The organism is Catellatospora sp. NPDC049133, assembly GCF_040648455.1.
In the GTDB taxonomy this organism is placed as follows: domain Bacteria; phylum Actinomycetota; class Actinomycetes; order Mycobacteriales; family Micromonosporaceae; genus Catellatospora; species Catellatospora aurea.
Genome location: NZ_JBEZDT010000052.1, coordinates 20,264 through 40,343, shown reverse-complemented (window position 1 = coordinate 40,343; position 20,080 = coordinate 20,264). Strand labels below are relative to the sequence as shown.

The following is a 20,080-nucleotide window of genomic DNA, read 5'->3' as shown; positions in this document are numbered from 1 at the left end:
ATGCCGCAACTCGTGCCGGTGCCGGGGCACCACATCCAGTGCCGACCGCAACCAGCGCGGTGCTGGCAACGGCAGCAAGAACCGTGCGAGGAAGATTGACCACCACAGAAGTCTGTAAGGCGGCGGGGAGGTCTGGCACCATCGTTCGGCTTGGTTCGTGTCTACAAGTTGGCCCCGGTTGCCGAATAAACACCTCCCCAGACTGGCCAGGTTGCTCGACCTGGGTAGGAATTGGGCTGCGCTGGCTGGGCCACTTGGTCGAACTTGCACGGCGGTTCGTTGTGCGCCAGCCTGGCGGAATTGGCCCTCAGGACTCCCGGGTGCAGACGCGGGGCAAGGTGGTCCGCCGGTGACCAAGTCCCGAAACTCGGGGTAGTTGTACCCCGGGCAGGCCGGTCGACTTGCACCGGCCTGCCCGGGGCGAACTAGCTGAACGCCTTGATCAGCGCCTCGACGATCGCCGGAAGGGCGACGCCGGTGGCCGCGATTAGCCCGGCCACCGCGGCGATGAGCTTGGCCCACCCGCCCGGCTTGTCGGGCAGAATGCGGCGCCCTTGGGCGCCCTGATCAGGACTAGTGTGTTCAACTCGACGCACGGTCGAGTCGTCTGAACTTCGTTCGCCCGGTACTCTGGGCACAGCGAAGCTCCTTTCTGGGTGTCTACCCCGGGTCGGTGCTCCAGAGAACGGCACCCGGTGCAACGGGTGCCGTTCTGCTTTGCAGAGCCAATCTCCGGCACGTGTCCGTGCCGGCGTTCCGTTCACCTCTCGACGGGTCGGGAAGTGCGCGTGAAGGTGGTTGTGCCGGGGTTCAGCACGAACCTACGAACTCCGCCAGCGGCAGGCCGCCTGCGGCGTCGGTGTCCCACGGCACGTTGGCCGAGGCCTGGAAGTTCGTCCAGGCGGTCAGTCGTTGCGCATCCGTTGGCACGCCTCAGTTTAGGGCTTCGCGGCCCACGGCCTGCTGGCGGGATATAGCCACTCTTGTCCGTAAGGCGATATCTGTATGCACTCTTCCCAACCTGACACCTCCGTGGCGTCAGGTTGACGCCGCCTATGACGCCTTAGTGATGCCGCACGTGTCGTTCACCTCCCGGACGGCCCTGCCGCAAGGACCTGCCTGTGAAACGGTAAAGCAGTGTGGGGACAATCCACATCCCTGCCGTAGTGAGGTAGATATGGTCGGTGCCAACGCCTCCTTCGCGGCCTGACGTGCAGGTTCCCCTTTCCTCCGATGGCGAACGTCACCCGTGCCCCTTAAACAGACAGGGCGCTGCGAGTATCCGCAGCGCCCTGGGGTAGAAGCACGTCACACTGCACAACGACGGTCTGCGCCCAGCGTTACGCGGCCGTCTTGGCCCTGGCCGCGGCACAAACGGCGACCGTTCCGGAGCCCACGAGGCGGAACCAGCGGGTCTCTCTCCCCCGCCGTACGACCGCCACAGATTTGTTTCCCATCTACCGTTCGTTAACGGTTCCCTCGACGAGACCTCGACCGGGGCGTTGTACTCGACCAGCTCGCCCTGCTAGATCGCACCGTCTTCTGCCAGCGCAAGCAGACCGATCTCGCATCGGCCCGCCCGGTGCAGCTCGGTCTGCCGGTGGACGTCCGCGCGCAGGCGGCTTCCTGCCCCTCGGGTGGCGGCTGGCGGGCCCGTCAACGACCGCTTCTAGGATGTCCCTGCCTATTGGACATTGGAGCAGCCGTTCGGCGCGGCGGCGGTGGGAGGAACCTCAGTGGTGCGGCTGGGAATGCGACGACGCGTACGCGTCTGGTTCGACGGCACGATGGACCGCGGCACCCCCGCCCTCATCGGCTGGCTGGGCCTGGCATCGCTGATTCTGATCAGTGTCGTGACCGGACTCGCGGCGCTGTTCGCGCCGACGGAGACCCGGATCGACGGCGGCTGGGCGGCGGTGCTGTGGCGCAGCGTGCTGCGCACCCTGGACCCGGGCACCATGGGCGCCGACGGCGGAGGGCCGTTCTACCTCGGACTCATGCTCGTCGTCACCATCGGCGGCATCTTCCTCGTCAGCTCGCTGATCGGCGTGCTCACCACCGGCCTCAACGACGCCATCACCAACCTGCGCAAGGGCCGCTCGCAGGTGATCGCCCAGGGCCACATCGTGGTGCTGGGCTGGTCCGACCAGGTGTTCACGGTCGTCAGCGAACTCGCCGCAGCCAACCGCAGCTCGCGCCGCAGCAGTGTGATCGTGCTCGCCGACCGGGACAAGGTCGAGATGGAGGACCAGATCCGCGCCCGCGTCGGCGACACCGGCCGTACCCGGGTGGTGTGCCGGTCCGGCAGCCCGCTCAAGCGCACCGATCTCGACCTGGTCAGCCTCGACACCGCCCGCGCGGTCATGGTGCTGTCGCCGGCCGGCGACGACCCCGACATCGACGTCATCAAGGTGCTGCTGCTGCTCAACAACCGTCCCTGGCCGCAGGCGCGCCCGCACGTGGTCGCCGCGGTGCAGGAGTCGGCGAACGTCGCCGCGGCGAAGCTGGCCGGCGGGCGGCACGCGCTGATCGTCGACGCCGACGACATCGCCGTACGCATGGTCGTGCAGTCGCACCGGCAGTCGGGTCTGTCGACCGTCTGCACCGACCTGCTCGACTTCGCGGGCAACGAGATCTACATCCGGTCCGAGCCGTCGCTGGCCGGCCGGGCGTACGGGGAGATCCTCGGCGCGTTCGAGGCGGGCGCGCCGATCGGCCTGCGCCGCGCCGACGGGGCCATCACGGTCAACCCGCCGATGGACACCGTGCTGGCCGACGGCGACGAGGTCATCCTCATCGCCGAGGACGACCTGCTGATCGAGCTGGCCGCGGACCCGGCCCGGGTGCACGGCGACGCGATCGTGCTGGTGCCCGACAGCAAGCGCGCACCGGACCGGACGCTGATGGTCGGCTGGAACTCGCGCGCCGACCGGGTGCTGGACCTGCTGGACCGCTTCGCCGAGCCGGGTTCCGTGCTCGACGTCGCCGCCCCGCTCGCGCCGGAGGAGGCCCTGTCGGCGCAGCGGGCCAACGTGACCGTCGGCCACAAACGCTGCCAGCCCACCAGCCGCCGTGACCTGGAGGCCATGGAGCTGGGTGGATACCAGAACATCATCGTGCTGTCCGACGACACCGCCGAACCCGACCACGCCGACGACCGCACCCTGGTGACCCTGCTGCACCTGCGTGACATCGAGGTCAACCTGGGCGAGCCGTACTCGATCGTGACCGAGATGAACGACGACGGCAACCGCGAGGTCGCCCAGGTCACCAAGGCCGACGACTTCGTGGTCTCGGCGCGGCTGATCAGCCTGCTGATGACGCAGCTGGCCGAGAACCGGCACCTGTACGAGGTGTTCGCCGACCTGTTCGACGCCTCCGGGGCCGAGATCCACCTCAAACCCGCCGGTGACTACGTCCAGCCCGGCGCGGAGATCACCTTCGCGACGGTGGTGGAGTCGGCCCGGCGGCGCGGCGAGTCGGCGATCGGCTTCCGACGCCGCGACGACGCCGACCAGCCCCCGTTCTACGGCGTCGTGCTCAATCCGCGCCGGTCCCGGATGGTGCAGTTGGACGCGGGCGACAGCGTCATCGTGATCGCCACGGACTGAGCCGCCCGCGCGTCGAAGGGCCGTAGCCGCTGCGGCCCTTCGGCGCGAAACGTTACGCTGCCGCGCATGCCAGACTCAGCACCGCGGCGTACGCATACGCTGTTCGGAAAGATCCTGATCGGACTGTCCGGTGTCGCCTGGCTGGCGGCAGTGGCGGTCACGGTGCTCATGCTGGTCGCCTTCATCGCGGGCGAGCTGGAGGGCATGGTGGCGCTGTCCGGCATCGTCATCATCGTCATCGCGGTGGCCGTCGCGGTGCTGATCACCGGAGCGACCCTGCTCCACCTGTACCTCGCACGACGGCGCGGCCGAGCCCGGTAGGCGGCTCAGCCGCCCCGTTTCGATTTCGGTGGCGGCAGCAGGACCAGGGCGTGGTTCTTCGGGCCGCGGAAGGCGAGTTCCACGTGCTCGACCTGGCCGCCCAGCGCGCGGTGGTGGGCCGTGATGGCGTTCATCAGCTCGTCGCGGCCGAGTTTGCGGTCACGGTCCCAGAAGTTGCAGCAGGGCACGACGAGCACCGGGCGGACCCGGGCCGAGTCCACGACCTCGCGCAGCGCCTCGTCCGGGTGCAGGCCCACGATCAGGTCGTAGTAGTCGGCGAGCGTGGCCAGGTAGGGCTCGGCGCGGGCGGGTACGCCCTTGAGCGTCCAGCCGCGCGGGTCGACGACCTCGGCCTCCAGGCCGAACCGCTTGCGCAGCAGCCGGGTCAGCATGCCCTGGCCGCCCGCCACGTCGGCGACGTAGCGGGCCTGCGGGAACCGGGTGGTGACGTACTCGGCGAGCACGTCGAAGCGGGTCTCGTCGCCGTGGAAGCGGTGCCGGGTCATGGGTCCAGTCTTCCGGTCACCCGGCGAGCGCCGCGTAGCGGCCGCCCACCTCGACGAGCCGGCGGTGCGAGCCGGACTCGATGATGCGGCCGTGGTCGAGCACGGCGATCTGGTCGGCGTCGCGCACGGTCGACATCCGGTGCGCGATGGTGATCGTGGTACGCCCGCGGGTCAGTTCGTCGAGGGCGCGCTGCACGGCTCGCTCGGTCTGGGTGTCCAGGGCGCTGGTGGCCTCGTCGAGCACCAGGATGCGCGGGTCGCGCAGCAGCGTACGGGCGATGGCCAGGCGCTGCTTCTCGCCGCCGGAGAACCGGTGCCCGCGCGAGCCGACGACGGTGTCGTAGCCGGCGGGCAGCCCGGCGATCAGGTCGTGGATCTGCGCGTCGCGGGCGGCCTGCTCGATCTCGGCGTCGGTGGCGTCCGGTTTGACGTAGCGCAGGTTCTCCCTGATCGTCGTGTGCAGCAGGTAGGTCTCCTGGCTGACCGTGCCGACGATCCGGGCGACGTCGGCCAGCCGCAGGTCGCGCAGGTCGACGCCGTCGACGGTGATGCGCCCGGCCGACGGGTCGTGGAGCCGGGCGATGAGCGACGCGATGGTGCTCTTGCCCGATCCGGTCTCGCCGACCAGGGCCAGCGAGGTGCCGGCGGGCACGTCGAGGCTGACGCCCGCCACGGCGGCGGTCCCGCTGCCCGGGTAGGCGAAGGTGACGTCCTCCAGGCGCAGGTGACCGGTGACGCGGGCGGGGTCGAGCTCGACCGGGTGCGCGGGGTCGTCGACGTCGACGGGCAGGTCCAGGTATTCGAAGATGCGGGCGAACAGGGCCAGCGAGCTGGTCAGCGACACGCCGACGTTGAGCAGGCCCATCAGCGGCCGGAACAGGTTGGCCTGCAGCGCGGTGAAGGCGACCAGGGTGCCGATGCTCAGCGTGCCGGCGGTCGCGGGCAGGCCCGCGCTGAGGTAGATGACGGCGGGGATGGCCGCGAAGACGATGCTCATCGAGGCCATGCGCCACCGGCCGGCCAGCTCCGAGCGCAGCTCCAGGTCGATGAGGCGGGCCGACGAGGCCGCGAAGCGTTCGACGAGCGCGGGGCCGGTGCCGGTGGTCTTGCTCAGCTGCACGCCGCTGATCGACAGGCCCTCGTCGATGGTGACGTTGAGGTCGGCCAGCTCGCGCTGGCGCTGCGCGGTGATCGTACGGCGCATGCGAGCGACCCGGCGGGTCAGGTACACGGCCGGGGGCACCACGACGAGGGAGACCAGCGACAGCTGCCAGGACAGCGCGGCCATGGCCACGGCGGTGGCGACGGTGGTGGTGAGGTTCGAGGCGACCGAGGTGGCCGTCGAGGTGACCACGGCCTGCATGCCGCCGATGTCGTTGGTGATGCGGGACTGCACCTCGCCGGTGCGGGTGCGGGTGAAGAACGCGATCGACTGCCGGTGCAGGTGCGTGAAGACGTCGGTGCGCAGCCGGTGCATGACCTGCTGGCCGACCGTGGTGGAGATCCAGGTCTGCACGACGCCGAGCGCGGAGGTCAGCGCGGCGACGGCGACCATGCCCAGCACCAGCCAGATCAGCAGTGTGAGGTCGGCGTGGGGGAGCGCGACGTCGATGACCTCGCGCAGCAGGAACGGCGTGGCCATGGCGATCACGGACGAGGCCACGATGATCGCGGTGACGGTGGCGAGCTGCCGGCGGTGGGCGGTGAACAGGCCGCCGATGCGGCGCAGCGAGACCTCGCGGGCCTGCGCCTTCTCCTCGGCGGTGACGGTGTGCGGGCCGCCGCGGCGGCCTCCTCGTTCCATCTGTGGGCTGTCCAAGGGGTGGGTCCTTCCGTAGGTGAATGCTGAGGTTACCTCAACATGAGGTTCCAACAGCAACCACTGATACGGTATTCCCGTGGACGAGCACGAGGAAGCGGGCCTGTCGGAGGCCTTCTGGGCGGTCGCCCGCCGCCTGCGGCACCTCACCAAGGACGCGCTGGCCCCGTGGCAGATCACGCCGTCGCAGTCGCGGGCGCTGAACGTGCTGGGCCGCCAAGAGGCGCTGCGCCTCAACGAACTCGCGGAGCAGCTGCGTATCGCCCCTCGCTCGGCCACCGAGGTCGTCGACGACCTGCAGGCCCGCGGCCTGGTCGAACGTCGCCCCGACCCCGCCGACCGCCGCGCCACCCTGGTCGCCCTCACCGACCCCGGCCGCGACACCGCCCAGGCCATCGAGTCCGCCCGCCGCACCGAAGCCGACCGCTTCTTCAGCGCCCTCGACCCGGACGACCACACCCAACTCGCCCGCATCCTCCGCAAACTCACCTGATCCACTTGGCGCAACTCTTGAAGAGTCGCGCCCTCGACTGAATGCCGAGGGCGCGAGTCTTCAAGAGTTGTCGCAGGTGGGTGGGTGGGCCGCCGGGTCGGGGATCGGCCCGGCGGCCAGGGTTGGGGTCAGGCGGCGAGGCCGCGTTCGATGGCGGCGATGATCTGCGGGCGCATCTCCGCAGCGCTGATGATGGCGTCCACCGAGCCGACCTGCACGGCGCGCTGGATGCTGTGTACGCCGTCGAACTCGGCGGCGACCTCGCTCAGCTTCTCCGCCCGGACCGAGGCCCGCACGTCGAGCAGCTGCCCGACCAGGGCCGCCTTCTCGCCGCCGGTCGCGGCGACGATGCGCGTCTCCAGGTCGACCACCCGCGGGTCCTTGGCGGTACGGGCGTTGACGTCACCCGCGAACACCACGGCCGCGGCCGGTGCTCCGCCGAGCACCGAGGCGAACGAGCCCTCCAGCGCCAGCACCGTCATGTTCGGGTTGAGCGCCTTGGAGAACACCACGAACGCGCCGCCGTGGTAGCGGGAGATCACGCAGAACACGATCGGGCCGCGGAAGTTCACGATCGCCCGGCCGATCTCCGCGCCGTACTCCAGCTGCAGCTTGCGCATCGACTCCGGCGAGCCGTCGAACCCGGACAGGTTCGCCAGCACGACCAGCGGCCGGTTGCCGCTCGCGGCGTTGATGGCCCGCGCCGCCTTCTTCGACGACTGCGGGAACAGCGTGCCCGCGGTGTACGTGTCGGGGCCGTCGGTGGGCGGGAAGCCGCGCCGCGGCACCGACCGGGACTCGATGCCCAGCAGGCACACCGGGATGCCGCCCAGGTGCACGTCCTGCACGACCGTCGTCTCGGCGTCGGCCATGCCCGCCCAGCGCTCCAGGATCGCGTGGTCCTGGTCCGCCAGCGCCCGCATCAGCGTGCGGATGTCGAACGGCTTCTTGCGGTCGGGGTTGTGCTCCTTGGAGAAGATCTGCCCGACGGTGGTGAAGTCGCTGTCCGGCACCGAGTGCGGGAACGGGGAGATGTCGCGGTCGACCGGGTCGGTGGTGGCCGCCCGGCGCGGACCGGCCTCACCCGGCGCGATGTAGGTGTGCTCGTGGTGCGCCATCAGCACGCCCTGAGCGGCCCGCAGGTCCGGGGCCCAGTACTGGGCCTGGCCGTTGGGGCCCATGACCCGGTCGTAGCCGCCGATGCCGAAGTTGTCCTCGGCCGACACTCCGCCGGAGAAGTCCAGCGACTGCTTGCCGGTCAGCACCATCGCCGAGTCCGGGGTCATCACCAGAATGCCCTTGGTGTGCATGAGCATGGTGGCCTCGGCGTTCCAGTACGGCTGCGCGCCGACCGTGATACCCGCGACCACGATGTTGATCTCGCCGCCGTCCTGGGTGAACTCCACGATGCGCTTGAGCGCCGCGGCCACCCAGTCCATGTTCTCGGTGCCCGAGTCCATCGAGATCCGGGCACCGGCCGACAGCGCGAACCAGTCCAGCGGCACCTGCATCCGCTCGGCCAGGTTCAGCGCCGCGATGATCCGCGCGCACTCCGGTTCCGACAGCGCGCCCAGCGCCTTGGTCGGGTCGCCGAGCAGCACCACCCGGGTGACGCCCTCGGGGTAGCGCGCGGTCGGCGTGCTGACCACACCGGCCACGATGCCCGCCTTGTTGCGCCCCTTCGGCCGCTCCACGGCGACCAGCTCACCCGTGTCGTCCAGGTCGTGCTCGGTGAAGCTGCCCTCGCGGCCGGCCAGCAGCCCGGTCAGCTCGTACGGGTAGGTCGTGCCGCGGCGGCGGGCCGACAGCACCTTCTGCCGGTAGTCGTCCAGCGGCTCGATCGGCTCGGTCGTCGGCGCGGTCACCGACATGCGCATGCCCTGGTCGAAGGACACCTCGACCGCGACGTCGCTCATCTCGCCGGTGACCTGGTCGCGCTGGCGGCCCAGGACGAGCACCTGCTCCAGGCCCGCTCCGGCGGTGCGCGGCAGCACGCGCTGGATGACCGTGTTCAGGTCCTCCATGGTCAGCTCGCTGTTCGGCCAGACGTACAGCGTGATGCGGTTGGTGTCGAGGCGCTTCTTGGCCGGTCGCCGCGCCTGCACCTTGCGGATCGCGTCGAGGCAGCCGTCGAGCATGCCCTCCAGGGCCGGCAGGGCCAGCACCCGGCCGTCCGCGTCGCGCAGCGGGGTCAGGTCGCGGACCTGCGCCATCGCGGCGAGGCGCTCGTCGGCCGGGTTGTCCGGTGCGACGCAGCGGAAGAGGTAGACCTCCTCGTCGATCGACGGCAGGCGGGTCAGGTCGAAGTTGCGCAGCCGCGGCAGCTGCAGGCGCTCGGCGATCTGCGGGTGCAGCCCGCGGAGCACCCGGTCCTCGCCCTGGCCCGGCTTGAACGTGAAGTGGTGGTGCATCGCCGCGCCGGTCGGCCCGGCCACCGACACCGTCACCCGCCGCAGCACGTCGAGCAGCCCGGCGCGGTCGAGGACCTCACGCAGGGTGGTCGCCATGGTGTCCGTGTCGGGCTGGTCGGCCCAGGTCAGGTAGACGTCGGCAAAGGACGCGCCGTCGGCCAGCCCGGCGGTCTTCGCCAGGGCCGCGGGCAGGTCGGCGTAGTCCGTCGCCGTCGAGATCAGCCGGAAGCGCTCGCCGTCGCGGTCGTACGCGGCGGTGAAGAACGGGTGCCCGGCGACCTCGACGCACTGCGTGTCGCTGATGCCGCGGTTGCCGTAGTAGCGGCGGCTGAGCACCTCCAGCATCGGCCCGTTGTCGGCGTTCGGCCGGCCGATGCGCTGCGCGAGCAGCCGCACCAGCGGCTCCGGCGAGGCGACCATCTTCGCGATGCGCTCGTCGCGGTCTGCCGCGTCCGGGTTCTGGTCGAGGTGGCGCAGGTGGTCACGGACGTCGTTGTAGACCTCGGCGCGCTTGCGGCGCAGCATCGGCTGGGCGGCCCAGCGGAACACGATGCTGCGGGCGAGGTCGCCGACGACCGGGAAGCGGACCTGGGTCGCCCAGATCAGGTGCTCCAACGCCTGGCCGACCGCGTCGCGCTGGGCCTCGGCCGGGATCGGCTCGGTCAGCCACTGCTGCAGCAGCGACACGATGACCGCGACATCGGCCGAGGAGCGCTGCTGCGCCAGGAAGATCCGGAAGACGGCCTCTTCCAGCTGGGGTGTGCGGTCGAAGCCGTCGACGCCGTAGTGCGCGAGCACCCGGGCCAGCCGCTGGCGGAACGCGTCCGGCAGCCCGGCCCGGTCTACGTCCAGGCTCTGCAGGTACGCGTGGAAGAACTCGCGCGGGCTGTGCACGCGGGTGTCGGCGTGGGTCTCCTCGCCGGCCGGACGGTTGCGGCTCAGCTCGGACAGGTCGGCGAACACCTGCAGCAGCTCGGTCTCGCCCTCGATCGGCACGCGGCCCAGCTCGGCCCGCCCGGCCAGGTACGCCGACAGCGCCCGGCGCTCGTCGCGCGGGTCGAGGTCGTAGCCGAGCAGCAGGCTGCGCAGGTCGGCCAGGCCGCGCGCGACCCGCGCCTCGGCGGTCAGGCCGGCCGGCTCGGGCGGCAGTTCCAGGTCCACGGTCTCGGTTGTGGCGGCCTCGGCCGCGCTGTCGTCGCCGACCGGCTCCAGCCGCATCAGCGGCGCGCCGGACTCGACCTGGCTGCCGACCGACACCGCGATCTCGCGCACCTTGGAGCGGACCGGCGCGCGCAGCACCGTCTCCATCTTCATGCTCTCCAGCACGAGCACCGGCGCGCCGGCCTCGACCTCGTCGCCGACCTGCAGCGGGGTCGCGACCACCAGCGCCGGGGCGGGCGAGCGCAGCACGCCGCCCTCGTCGCGGCTGACCCGGTGCGTGACGCCGTCGACCTCGACCAGGTGGATCGGGCCGTGGGTGTCGGTGACCAGCCGGAAGCGGCGGCCGTTGACCAGGACCCGGCCGGTGTGCTCGTCGAAGCGCTCCACCTCGACGTCGACGGTCGGGGCCTCGCCGATGCCGACCCGGAAGCGGTGCGGCCCGATCTGCGCGACGGACACCCGGTAGGCGGCGCCGCGCAGCTTGAGGTCGATGGGGCGGCCGCTCTTGTGCTGCACCTGCGGGCGTCCGCCGTGCGCGGTGGACAGCAGGCGCTGCTGCTCGACGAGCGCCTCGTCCTCGTACGCCTCGATCGCGGCGGCGGCCAGCGCGATGCCGGAGTGCTTGGCCGAGACCAGGCGGCCCTGCGCGCGGACGCGGTCGATCCAGCCGGTGTCGGCGCTGCCGTCGATCACCTCGGGCTGGTCGAGCAGGTCGAGCAGGAAGCTCTTGTTGGTCGCGCCGCCCTCGATGATGACGGTGGTGTCGGCGACCGCGCGGCGCAGCCGGCCCAGCGCCTCCTCGCGGGTACGCCCGAATGCGATAATCTTGGCGATCATCGAGTCGAAGTCGGCGGGGATCACGTCGCCTTCGCTGACACCGGTGTCCACACGCACGCCGGGGCCCGCGGGCAGGGTCAGCCGCTCGATGCGGCCCGGCGAGGGGGCGAAGTCGCGGTCGGGGTCCTCGGCGTTGAGCCGGGCCTCCACCGCGTGGCCCACCTCGGTCGGGACCAGGTCGCCCAGCCGGCCGCCCGAGGCGACGTGGATCTGCGCCTTGACCAGGTCGAAGTCAGTGGTCGCCTCGGTGATCGGGTGCTCGACCTGCAGTCGGGTGTTGACCTCCAGGAAGGCGAACAGCTTCTCGCCCGGGTGGTACAGGAACTCCACCGTGCCCGCGCCGCGGTAGTTCACCGCCAGCGCCAGCCGCTCGGCCGCCGACTTCACCTCGGCCACCTGCTCGGGGGCGAGCACCGGCGAGGCGGACTCCTCGATGACCTTCTGGTTGCGCCGCTGCACGGAGCAGTCGCGCACGCCCAGCGCCCACGCGGTGCCCTGGCCGTCGGCGATGACCTGGACCTCGACGTGACGGGCACCGGTGACCAGGCGCTCCAGGAACACGATGCCGCTGCCGAAGGCGCGCTTGGCCTCCAGGCTGGTGCGCTCGTACGCGTCGGCCAGCTCCTCGTCGCTGCGCACGACGCGGATGCCGCGCCCGCCGCCGCCGGCGGTGGCCTTGAGCATCAGCGGGTAGCCGATCTCGGCCGCCGAGCGGGTGGCCGCCTCCAGGCTCTCCACCGCGCCGCGGCTCCACGGCGCGACCGGCACGCCGACCTCTTCGGCGATCAGCTTTGAGCCGATCTTGTCACCGAGCTTGCGCATCGCCTCGGCGCTCGGGCCGATGAAGGTGACGCCGATCTTCTCGCACAGCTCGGCGAACGAGGGGTCCTCGGCGACGAAGCCCCAGCCCACCCATGCGGCGTCGGCCTGCATCTCGACCAGGGCGCGCTCCAGCACGGCGTGGTCGAGGTAGGGGCGCGCGGACGCGGGGCCGAGGCAGTAACTGTCGTCGGCCTCGCGGACGAAGGTCGCGGTGCGTTCCGCTTCGGTGTAGAGCGCGATGGTCTCGATCGGCGGGGCGCCGGACTCTGCGTTGATCTCGCGGACGGCGTGGATCAGCCGCATGGCGGCTTCACCCCGGTTGACGATGGCGATGCGATTGAACACCGAATAAGCCTTCCAAAGAACCGAACGAAGAACCCCATGGGGTGGGTCCCCGTCAACAACCTTTGCAGCTACTGAGCGGTAGCAAACCGTTGTACTGGTCAGGGGACGACAGCTAATTTTGTGGAGAACCACCAAAACCAGATGGCGCTCTATTGGACATCCTGGCTCATTTCCGGACAAGATCAGGTGTCGTCCGGCGTCAGCGACGGCTCGTCAGGTGCGGACAGGCTGAACACCGCGCCGGCCACCGCCGCGCTGGCGGCGATCTTGGCTTCCAGTGCCCGCAGCCGCACCGCCACATGCGACTCGGTGTCGTCGCCGGTGAGGTCGACGTCGCCGACCACCGAGATCATGCGCGGTCCCACCACCTCCAGCCGCAGGTAGGTCACCCGGGAGACCTCGGGCATGGCCAGCATCGACCGCAGCACGGCGGTGCGCACCCGCGGGTCGGCCTCCTCCCCGACGAGGAACCGGCGGTTGCGGTTGATGAGCACCGCCGCGACCACCACGAGCAGGACTCCGACCAGGATCGACCCGACGGCGTCCGGCACGGCCGAGCCCGTCAGCTGGTGCGCGGCCAGTCCCGCGGTGGCCAGGACCAGTCCGGTCAGGGCAGCGGCGTCCTCGGCGAACACGGCCCGCAGCGCCGGATCGGAGGTGGCCAGCACGTGCTCGATGAGATCGCGCTGCATCACCCTGGCGTCCGCGCCGGCCTGGCGCGCCGACTGCACGAACGACACGCCCTCCAGCAGGAACGACAGGGCCAGCACGATGTACCCGAGGAGGAAGTCGTCGGCCGGGGTCGGGTTGCGGAGCTGGCCGACGCCGTGCGTGATCGAGAACGCGCCACCGGCCACGAACAGCCCCACCGCCGCGAACAGCGACCAGACGTAGGCCTCGCGGCCGTGTCCGAGCGGGTGCTGCCGGTCGGCCGGGCGGGCGGCGCGGCGGTTGGCCACGAGCAGGAACACCTCGTTGCCGGTGTCCGCCCAGGAGTGAGCCGCCTCCGCGGTCAGCGACGCCGACCTCGTGATCAGCGCGGCGGCCGTCTTGGCGACCGCGATCAGCAGGTTGGCCCCGAACGCCACGAACACCGTGCGGAAGCTGTCGGGCCCGCGGGTGTCACCGGGCAGCAGGAAGGCGAAGCCGCCCGGCGCACCGTCGCCTGCGGATTCCTGCGATGGGCCGGTGTGGCCCGGTCGACTCATCGATCGCCACCTGCGCGGGTGATCATCTGCTCCCTGCCGGTCGTCTCCGCCTCCGACCATATCCGCCCCCGGCCGAGGCCGATCGTTCCGGTGTGGATCGACAGCCGTACCGGCCAGTTTTTCACCTTCCGGCCGATAGAGCGGATCTAATGCCGCAAACAACTCATAATGGACAGAACACCCGTTAGCCTGAGCGAAACACCTCGCCGACCGGACGGGGAGGGGAGTGGGCCGATGACCTCATCGCCGGACGGGCGGCCGTCTGCGCCGGCGCGGCAGGGGCTCGTGCTCGCCGCGCTGATCATGGTGGCAGCGGTGGCCAACCTCAACCTGGCCGTCGCCAACGTGGCGCTGCCCGACATCGGCCGGGCCTTCGACTCCTCGCAGACGGCGCTCAACCTCATCGCGGTCGCGTACTCGCTGGGCCTGGCCTGCTCCGTGCTCTACCTGGGCGCGCTGGGCGACCGGTACGGGCGCAAGCTCATGCTGGTGCTGGGCATCCTGCTGTCGGTGCCCGCGTGCCTGCTCGCCGCGTACGCCCCCACGGACACCGTCCTGATCGTCGCCCGGTTCGTCGGCGGGCTGTCCGCGGGCATGGCCTACCCGACCACCCTGGCGCTCATCGCCGCGCTGTGGTCGGGACCGGCCCGCACCCACGCCATCGCGCTCTGGTCGGCGGTCGGCGGCGCGATCGCCTCGCTGGGACCGCTGGCCGCAGGTTTCGCCCTGGAGCGCTTCTGGTGGGGCTCGGTCTTCCTGATCACCCTGCCGCTGGCGGCGATCGCGCTGGTCATGGCCCTGGTGCTGGTGCCCGCGCACGTGCACGAGACCACCGAACCGGTCGACAACCTCGGCGGTCTCCTGTCGGTCGTCCTGGTCGGCGCGGCGATCCTGGCGATCAACTTCGCGCCCGTGCCGAACTCCGGCGCGCTCGTCGCGGGCCTCACCGTGCTCGCGCTGGCCGCGGTCGTCGCGTTCGTGCTCCGCGAGCGCCGCGCCGCGAACCCGCTCTACCACCTGGGCATCGCCTCCCGGCGGGTGTTCTGGGTGGCGGCCTGCGCGGGCATCATCGTGTTCGGGTCGCTGATGGGCGCGATGTTCATCGGCCAGCAGTTCCTGCAGAACGTGCTGGGCTACTCGACCGTGCAGGCCGGCGCGGCGATCCTGCCCTCGGCGATCCTGATGGTGCTCATCGCGCCGCGGTCGGCGAAGCTGGTCGAGTCGCACGGGGCCAGGTTCACGCTGCTCACCGGATACGTCTTCGTGCTCCTCGGGTTCCTGACCATGTTGCTGCTGTGGCGGGAGGGCATCGGCTACTGGCAGGTCGGGCTCGGGTACGCCTTCATCGGCGCGGGAGTCGGGTTCGCGGGCACGCCCGCCTCCCACTCGCTGACCGGCGCGGTCCCGGTGACCCGGGCCGGCATGGCCTCCGGCACCGCCGACCTGCAACGCGACCTCGGCGGCGCGGTCATGCAGTCGATCTTCGGGGCGCTGCTGACCGCCGGGTACGCCACCGCCGCCGCGGCCGCCGTCACCGCCGCGCCGCCCAGCCCGGAGATCACCGCCGGCGTGCAGGCCCAGCTCACCAAGTCGTTCTCCAGCGCCGCCACCACCGCCGAGCAGTACCCGCAGTACGCAACGCAGATCATCGCCGGGGCGAAGGAGGCGTTCCTGCAGGGCGACCAGTGGGCCTACCTGGCCGGCATCGTCGCGGTGCTGATCGGCGCGGCCATCGTGTACGCGTTCTTCCCCCGCAAAGAGCAGGAGCAGCGGCTGCTTGAGGAGTACGCGGCCACCGACGCGGGCAGCTGACGGGCGGGCGGGCCCATGGAGATGATCCACATCCGGGCGGTGAGCCCGCCGGATCTCAGCGACCGGCTCGTCGGCGTGCTGGCCGCCGATCCGGCCGTCGTCAACCTGGTCGTGCTGCCCGGGGCGGCCCGCAACCCCGACGGCGACGCCGTCGAGTGCGACCTGCTCACCGGCGCGGCCAACCGGGTCCTGCGCAGCTTTCGCGACCTGGGCGTCGACCGGCGCGGCTCGGTCGTCATCGAACACGTCGAGCTGGCCCTGTCCCAGCGGGCCGCGCAGGCCGAGACCCGGCGGCTCGGCGCGCTCGCGCGGGCGCCGGTCTGGGACGAGGTCCAGTCCCGCATCCGGGCCGGGGCCTTCTACACGCCGAGCTTCTACCTCTTCCTCGCCGTCGCGGGCGTCATCGGCGCGGTCGGCATCCTCACCAACTCGCAGATCCTGATCGTCGGCGCGATGGTCGTCGGACCCGAGTACGCGGCCGTCGTCAGTGTCGCCTCCGGACTGGACCGCCGCGCCTGGGCCCCGGTTCGCAAAGGGCTGTCCGCCCTGGTCGGAGGCTTCGCGCTGGCCTGCATGGCCGCGTACGCGTTCGGCCTGCTCGTCCGCGGCACGGGCCGGACGCCACCCGCCTTCGAGCTGGGGCTGCGTCCGGTGTCCCACCTGATCGACTCGCCGAACTTCTTCTCGATGGTCGTCGCCGTGCTGGCGGGCGTCGTCGGGGTGGTGGCGCTCACCGAGGCGAGGTTCAGCACCATGCTCGGCGTGTTCATCTCGGTCACGACCATCCCGGCGGCGTCCGACATCGGCGTGGCCGGCGCGTACGCCTTGTGGCGCGAAGCCCGGGGCTCCCTGCTGCAACTGCTGCTCAACATCGTGGTGCTGATCGTGGTCGGCTTCCTCACGCTGCGCGTGCAGCGGTTCATCTGGCGCCGGGTGGCGCAGCGGCGCGACCGTGCGGAGCCCGGCACACCGAACGGGTGAACCGTCCAGAGCGCACACACCGGTGAGATGGGACAAAACCGGAAGGCGGCAGGCCGGGGTCGTCGGTAGCCTGGCCCCATGCCCCCACGCCTCCCACATCCCGATCCCGGCATTCCGGATACCAGAGGCCCCGTGCGGTACCTGTGGTGGCTGGTCCGCAGCCAGTGGCCGCGCGCCCTGCGCGGCAGCCTCGTCGGCACGGCGTGGATGATCGGGCTGGCCGTGCGGCCGTGGCTGATCGCGCGGGCGATCGACGACGGGCTGCGCACGGGTGACACCGGGGCACTGCTGACCTGGGTCGCCGCGATCGTGGTCGCCGGGACGGTCGTCGCCTGGCTGGGCATCATGCGGCACCGGACGATGACCTTCCTGCGCGAGGACGCGACGGCCCGCTCCTCGCAGGTGGTGTTGCACCACATCGCCCGGCTCGGCGCGGTGCTGCCCCGCACGGTCGCGTCCGGCGAGATCGCGACCGTGTGCGGCACGGACGTTTCGCAGGCCTCGTGGGCGCTGACGATGACCGGGCCGGGTGTGGGCGCGATCCTGTCCTACGCCATCGCGGCCGTCGTGCTGTGGTCGGTCGACCCGATGCTGGCCCTGTTCGTGCTGCTCGGCGTGCCCACCGTCGCGCTCGCGGTGGGGCCGCTGCTCAACCGCCTGCAGGGCGTCGACACCGCGTACCGGCACGAGCTCGGGATCCTGACCACCCGGGCCGGTGACATCGTGTCCGGGCTGCGGGTGCTGGCCGGGGTCGGCGGCCGCGACCTGTTCGCCCGCCGGTACGCGGCCCGGTCGCAGAGCCTGCTCCAGCGCGGCTACCGGGTCGGCTCGATCATGAGCTGGGTGCAGGCGCTGACCGCGGGCATCCCCGCCCTGTTCCTGGCCGCGACCGTCTGGCTGGCGGCGCGCCTGGCGACCGAGGGGCAGATCACCGTCGGGGAGATGGTCGCCGTCTACGGATACACCGCGGTCCTGTCGGTGCCGGTCTGGTTCCTGCTCGAAGGCGGCTTCATGACCGTGCGCGGCATCGTCGCGGCCCGCCGGATCATCGCGGTGCTGCGCATCGAGCCCGCAGCCGCCGCGTCCGGCACCGCCCCCGCGGGCCCCGCCGAGTTGCACGATCCGCAGTCAGGGCTGACCGTCCCGGTCGGCCGCATGCTCGGTGTCGCGGCCGAGGACCCCGCGGACGCCATCGCGCTCGCCGACCGGCTCGGCCGCTACGTGCCCAGCGACGTGACCTGGGGCGGGCTGCCGATCACCGGAGTCGACACGGAGCAGGTCCGGGCCCGCATCCTCGTCGCCGACCACGACTCGTACCTGTTCCCGGGCCCGCTGCGCGACGTGCTGCGCGGCCGCGGCGACGCCACCGACGCGCAGCTCGCCGCCGCGATCCGGACCGCCTCCGCCGACGACGTCGTGGAGTCGCTGCCCGGCGGGCTCGCCGCGCCGATCGAGGCCCGCGGCCGCAACCTCTCCGGCGGCCAGCGCCAGCGGGTACGCCTGGCCCAGCACCTGCTCGCCGAACCCGATGTGCTGATCCTCGTCGACCCGACCTCGGCCGTCGACTCGCACACCGAGGCCCGCATCGCCGACCGGCTGCACGAGCACCGCGCCGGCCGGACCACCGTCGTCATCGCGACGTCGCCGCTGCTGCTGGACCGCACCGACCTCGTGGCGTTCGTCCGCGACGGGCGGGTCGCCGCCGTCGGCCGGCACGACGAGCTGCTGGAGACCGAACCCGGCTACCGGGCGCTGGTGGCCCGTGACGCCGACGAGCCGGAGACCGACGCCGCCAGGGAAGTGGGAGCAGCGCGATGACCGAGACCACCGCCGTCGCCTCGGCGATGAAGGCACTGCCCGTCGCGGACCGGGCGACCGTGCGCCGCTCGGTCGCCGAGCTGGCGCGCGCCGAGAGGCGGTCGCTGATCCTCGCGCTCGTGCTGCACGTGGCCGCCGCGATCGCCGGGCTCGCCTCGCCGTGGCTGGTGGGGCGGATCGTCGACCGGGTCACCGCCGGCGCACCGGCCTCCGCCGTGGACATGTTCGCCGTGGCCATCGCCGGGTGCGTGCTGGCGCAGATCCTGCTGTCGCGCACCGCGCAGAACGTCGGCAACCGGTTCGGCGAGCGGGCCAACGCCCGGCTGCGCGAGGACTTCGTCGCGCGTACGCTGCGCCTGCCGATCGCCGTGGTCGAGCGGGCGGGCACCGGCGACCTGGCCACCCGCAGCTCCGTCGACGTCGCCACGGTCGGCAACGCCGTCCGCCAGGTCGTGCCGACGGTGCTGATCTCGGTCATCCAGCTGCTGCTGGTCGTCGCGGCCGCGTTCCTGCTGCACCCGCTGCTCGGCGTGCTCATCCTGGCCGGAGCGCCGACGACCCTGGCCGTCGCCCGCTGGTACCTGCGCCGGGCCCCGCAGGCATACCTGGCGGAGGGGGAGGCGGCCTCGGAGCTGACGGAGTCGATGACGGCCACCGCCGAGGGCGCGCGGACCGTGCAGGCGCTGCGGCTGACCGAGCAGCGGACCCGCGAGGGCACCGCGCGCATCGCCCGGCAGTGGACGACCCGCCGGACCACGCTGGCGCTGCGCAGCGTGTTCTTCCCCGTCGTCGAGTTCGGATATGCGCTGCCCGCCGCGGCGATGCTGCTCGCGGGCGGGTTCTTCCTGGCCAACGGCTGGGTCAGCCTCGGCGCGGTGGTGGCGGCCACGCTCTACGCCCAGCAGTCGATCGAGCCGGTCGACCGGATCATGATCTTCCTGGAGCAGGCGCAGCGGGGGTTCGCCTCGCTCGCCCGCGTCCTCGGCATCGGCCTGGTCGCGCCCGAACCCCGCGGCGTCGCCACGGCCCCGCCCGGTCAGCGGCTCGTGGTCCGCGGCGTGCGGTTCCGCTACGCCGGCGGCCACGACGTGCTGCACGGCATCGACCTGGAGGTGCGCCCCGGCGAGCGGCTCGCCGTCGTCGGCCCCTCCGGCGCGGGCAAGTCGACGCTGGCCCGCCTGCTCGCCGGGATCGACGCGCCCCGCGAAGGCACGGTCAACCTCGGCGGGGTCGCGGTGACCGACCTCGACCCCGCCGAACGCCGCCGCCGCATCGCGCTGGTCACCCAGGAGCACCACGTCTTCATCGGCACGCTGCGCGACAACCTCGCCTTCGCCGCGCCCGGCGCGACCGACGACGACATGCTCGCCGCGCTCGTCGCCGTGGGCGCGGACTGGTACGCCGACCTGCCCGACGGTCTGGACACCGAACTCGGCGACGGCGCGCGGGCGCTGAACCCGGCCGACGCGCAGCAGGTGGCCCTGGCCCGGCTGGTGCTCGCCGACCCGCACACGCTGATCCTCGACGAGGCGACGGCGGCGCTGGACCCGACGACCGCCCGCCGCACCGAGCGCTCCCTCGGCGCGGTCCTGCAGGGACGGACCGTGATCGCCATCGCGCACCGGCTCTACACGGCACACGACGCCGACCGGGTCGCCGTCCTGGCCGACGGCCGGATCACCGAGCTGGGCAGCCACGACGAGCTGGTCCGCGCGGACGGGGCGTACGCGGCGCTGTGGCGCTCCTGGCACGGCGACAAGGCCTGAGGTCTGCCCGGCTTGACTTTGTTCAGTCGCCATCGCAATGTGGGAGCGCTTCCATCGACGAAGCCGAACTACTCCGGGAGGCACGCCCATGTCTCGACCCCGCCCTGTCCATGACACTCCACTCGCGACGCACGACGCACCACCGCGTATCACCCGCTCCGTCCTCGCC

At 71.7% G+C, this 20,080-nt stretch carries 12 protein-coding genes; 7 read left to right on the top strand and 5 right to left on the bottom strand.

Annotated features, from left to right (window positions below):
* Window positions 1-425 precede the first annotated feature (425 nt).
* Window positions 426-638, bottom strand: a complete 213-nt coding sequence (locus tag AB0B35_RS38405; protein ID WP_361055736.1) for a hypothetical protein — start codon at window positions 636-638, stop codon at window positions 426-428.
* 1,098 nt (window positions 639-1,736) lie between these two features.
* Here AB0B35_RS38405 and AB0B35_RS38400 point away from each other — a divergent pair.
* Together AB0B35_RS38400 and AB0B35_RS38395 are read left to right on the top strand one after the other, a co-directional pair.
* A complete protein-coding gene (locus AB0B35_RS38400; RefSeq protein WP_361055733.1) occupies window positions 1,737-3,611 on the top strand; it encodes a hypothetical protein in 1,875 nt (624 codons plus the stop codon).
* A gap of 66 nt (window positions 3,612-3,677) precedes the next feature.
* Window positions 3,678-3,932, top strand: coding sequence for a hypothetical protein (locus AB0B35_RS38395; protein WP_361055730.1), 255 nt, complete (start codon window positions 3,678-3,680; stop codon window positions 3,930-3,932).
* A 5-nt stretch (window positions 3,933-3,937) separates the two neighbouring features.
* On the opposite strand, the gene AB0B35_RS38390 is transcribed toward AB0B35_RS38395, so the two are convergent.
* Both AB0B35_RS38390 and AB0B35_RS38385 read right to left on the bottom strand, forming a co-directional pair.
* Window positions 3,938-4,438: a hypothetical protein gene (locus AB0B35_RS38390; RefSeq protein ID WP_361055727.1), complete on the bottom strand. Its 501-nt coding sequence runs from the start codon at window positions 4,436-4,438 to the stop codon at window positions 3,938-3,940.
* Between the two features lie 16 nt (window positions 4,439-4,454).
* Window positions 4,455-6,242, bottom strand: coding sequence for an ABC transporter ATP-binding protein (locus AB0B35_RS38385; RefSeq protein ID WP_361055780.1), 1,788 nt, complete (start codon window positions 6,240-6,242; stop codon window positions 4,455-4,457).
* Window positions 6,243-6,336: 94 nt separating this feature from the next.
* Between AB0B35_RS38385 and AB0B35_RS38380 the strand changes: the two genes are divergently transcribed.
* Entirely contained in the window at window positions 6,337-6,750 is a 414-nt protein-coding gene (locus AB0B35_RS38380; RefSeq protein ID WP_361055725.1) for a MarR family transcriptional regulator, read from the top strand.
* Window positions 6,751-6,878: 128 nt separating this feature from the next.
* Here the strand turns inward: AB0B35_RS38380 and AB0B35_RS38375 are convergent, their stop codons facing one another.
* Both AB0B35_RS38375 and AB0B35_RS38370 read right to left on the bottom strand, forming a co-directional pair.
* Window positions 6,879-12,326 carry a carboxyl transferase domain-containing protein gene (locus AB0B35_RS38375; protein ID WP_361055722.1) on the bottom strand — a complete coding sequence of 1,816 codons (5,448 nt, stop codon included), beginning with the start codon at window positions 12,324-12,326 and terminating at the stop codon, window positions 6,879-6,881.
* Window positions 12,327-12,508: 182 nt separating this feature from the next.
* Complete coding sequence (locus AB0B35_RS38370) at window positions 12,509-13,534, bottom strand: cation diffusion facilitator family transporter (protein WP_361055719.1); 1,026 nt, start codon at window positions 13,532-13,534, stop codon at window positions 12,509-12,511.
* A 234-nt stretch (window positions 13,535-13,768) separates the two neighbouring features.
* Here AB0B35_RS38370 and AB0B35_RS38365 point away from each other — a divergent pair, with 234 nt between their 5' ends.
* The 4 genes from AB0B35_RS38365 to AB0B35_RS38350 all read left to right on the top strand — a co-directional run bounded on the left by AB0B35_RS38365 (window position 13,769) and on the right by AB0B35_RS38350 (window position 19,911).
* Window positions 13,769-15,346: an MFS transporter gene (locus tag AB0B35_RS38365; RefSeq protein ID WP_361055716.1), complete on the top strand. Its 1,578-nt coding sequence runs from the start codon at window positions 13,769-13,771 to the stop codon at window positions 15,344-15,346.
* Window positions 15,347-15,361: 15 nt separating this feature from the next.
* Entirely contained in the window at window positions 15,362-16,327 is a 966-nt protein-coding gene (locus tag AB0B35_RS38360; RefSeq protein WP_361055713.1) for a DUF389 domain-containing protein, read from the top strand.
* Window positions 16,328-16,459: 132 nt separating this feature from the next.
* The gene (locus AB0B35_RS38355) at window positions 16,460-18,145 is read left to right on the top strand and encodes an ABC transporter ATP-binding protein (RefSeq protein ID WP_361055710.1); all 1,686 of its coding nucleotides are present in this window, start codon (window positions 16,460-16,462) and stop codon (window positions 18,143-18,145) included.
* A complete protein-coding gene (locus AB0B35_RS38350) occupies window positions 18,142-19,911 on the top strand; it encodes an ABC transporter ATP-binding protein (RefSeq protein WP_361055707.1) in 1,770 nt (589 codons plus the stop codon). Before AB0B35_RS38355 ends, AB0B35_RS38350 begins: the two co-directional genes overlap by 4 nt.
* Window positions 19,912-20,080: the final 169 nt, after the last annotated feature.

What these genes read in the sequence shown, in the direction of transcription:
- AB0B35_RS38395 (WP_361055730.1), top strand. Translation starts at nt 3,678, where the DNA reads ATGCCAGACTCAGCACCGCGGCGTACGCATACGCTGTTCGGAAAGATC.
- AB0B35_RS38390 (WP_361055727.1), bottom strand. Translation starts at nt 4,438, where the DNA reads ATGACCCGGCACCGCTTCCACGGCGACGAGACCCGCTTCGACGTGCTC.
- AB0B35_RS38385 (WP_361055780.1), bottom strand. Translation starts at nt 6,242, where the DNA reads ATGGAACGAGGAGGCCGCCGCGGCGGCCCGCACACCGTCACCGCCGAG.
- AB0B35_RS38370 (WP_361055719.1), bottom strand. Translation starts at nt 13,534, where the DNA reads ATGAGTCGACCGGGCCACACCGGCCCATCGCAGGAATCCGCAGGCGAC.
- AB0B35_RS38365 (WP_361055716.1), top strand. Translation starts at nt 13,769, where the DNA reads ATGACCTCATCGCCGGACGGGCGGCCGTCTGCGCCGGCGCGGCAGGGG.
- AB0B35_RS38360 (WP_361055713.1), top strand. Translation starts at nt 15,362, where the DNA reads ATGGAGATGATCCACATCCGGGCGGTGAGCCCGCCGGATCTCAGCGAC.
- AB0B35_RS38350 (WP_361055707.1), top strand. Translation starts at nt 18,142, where the DNA reads ATGACCGAGACCACCGCCGTCGCCTCGGCGATGAAGGCACTGCCCGTC.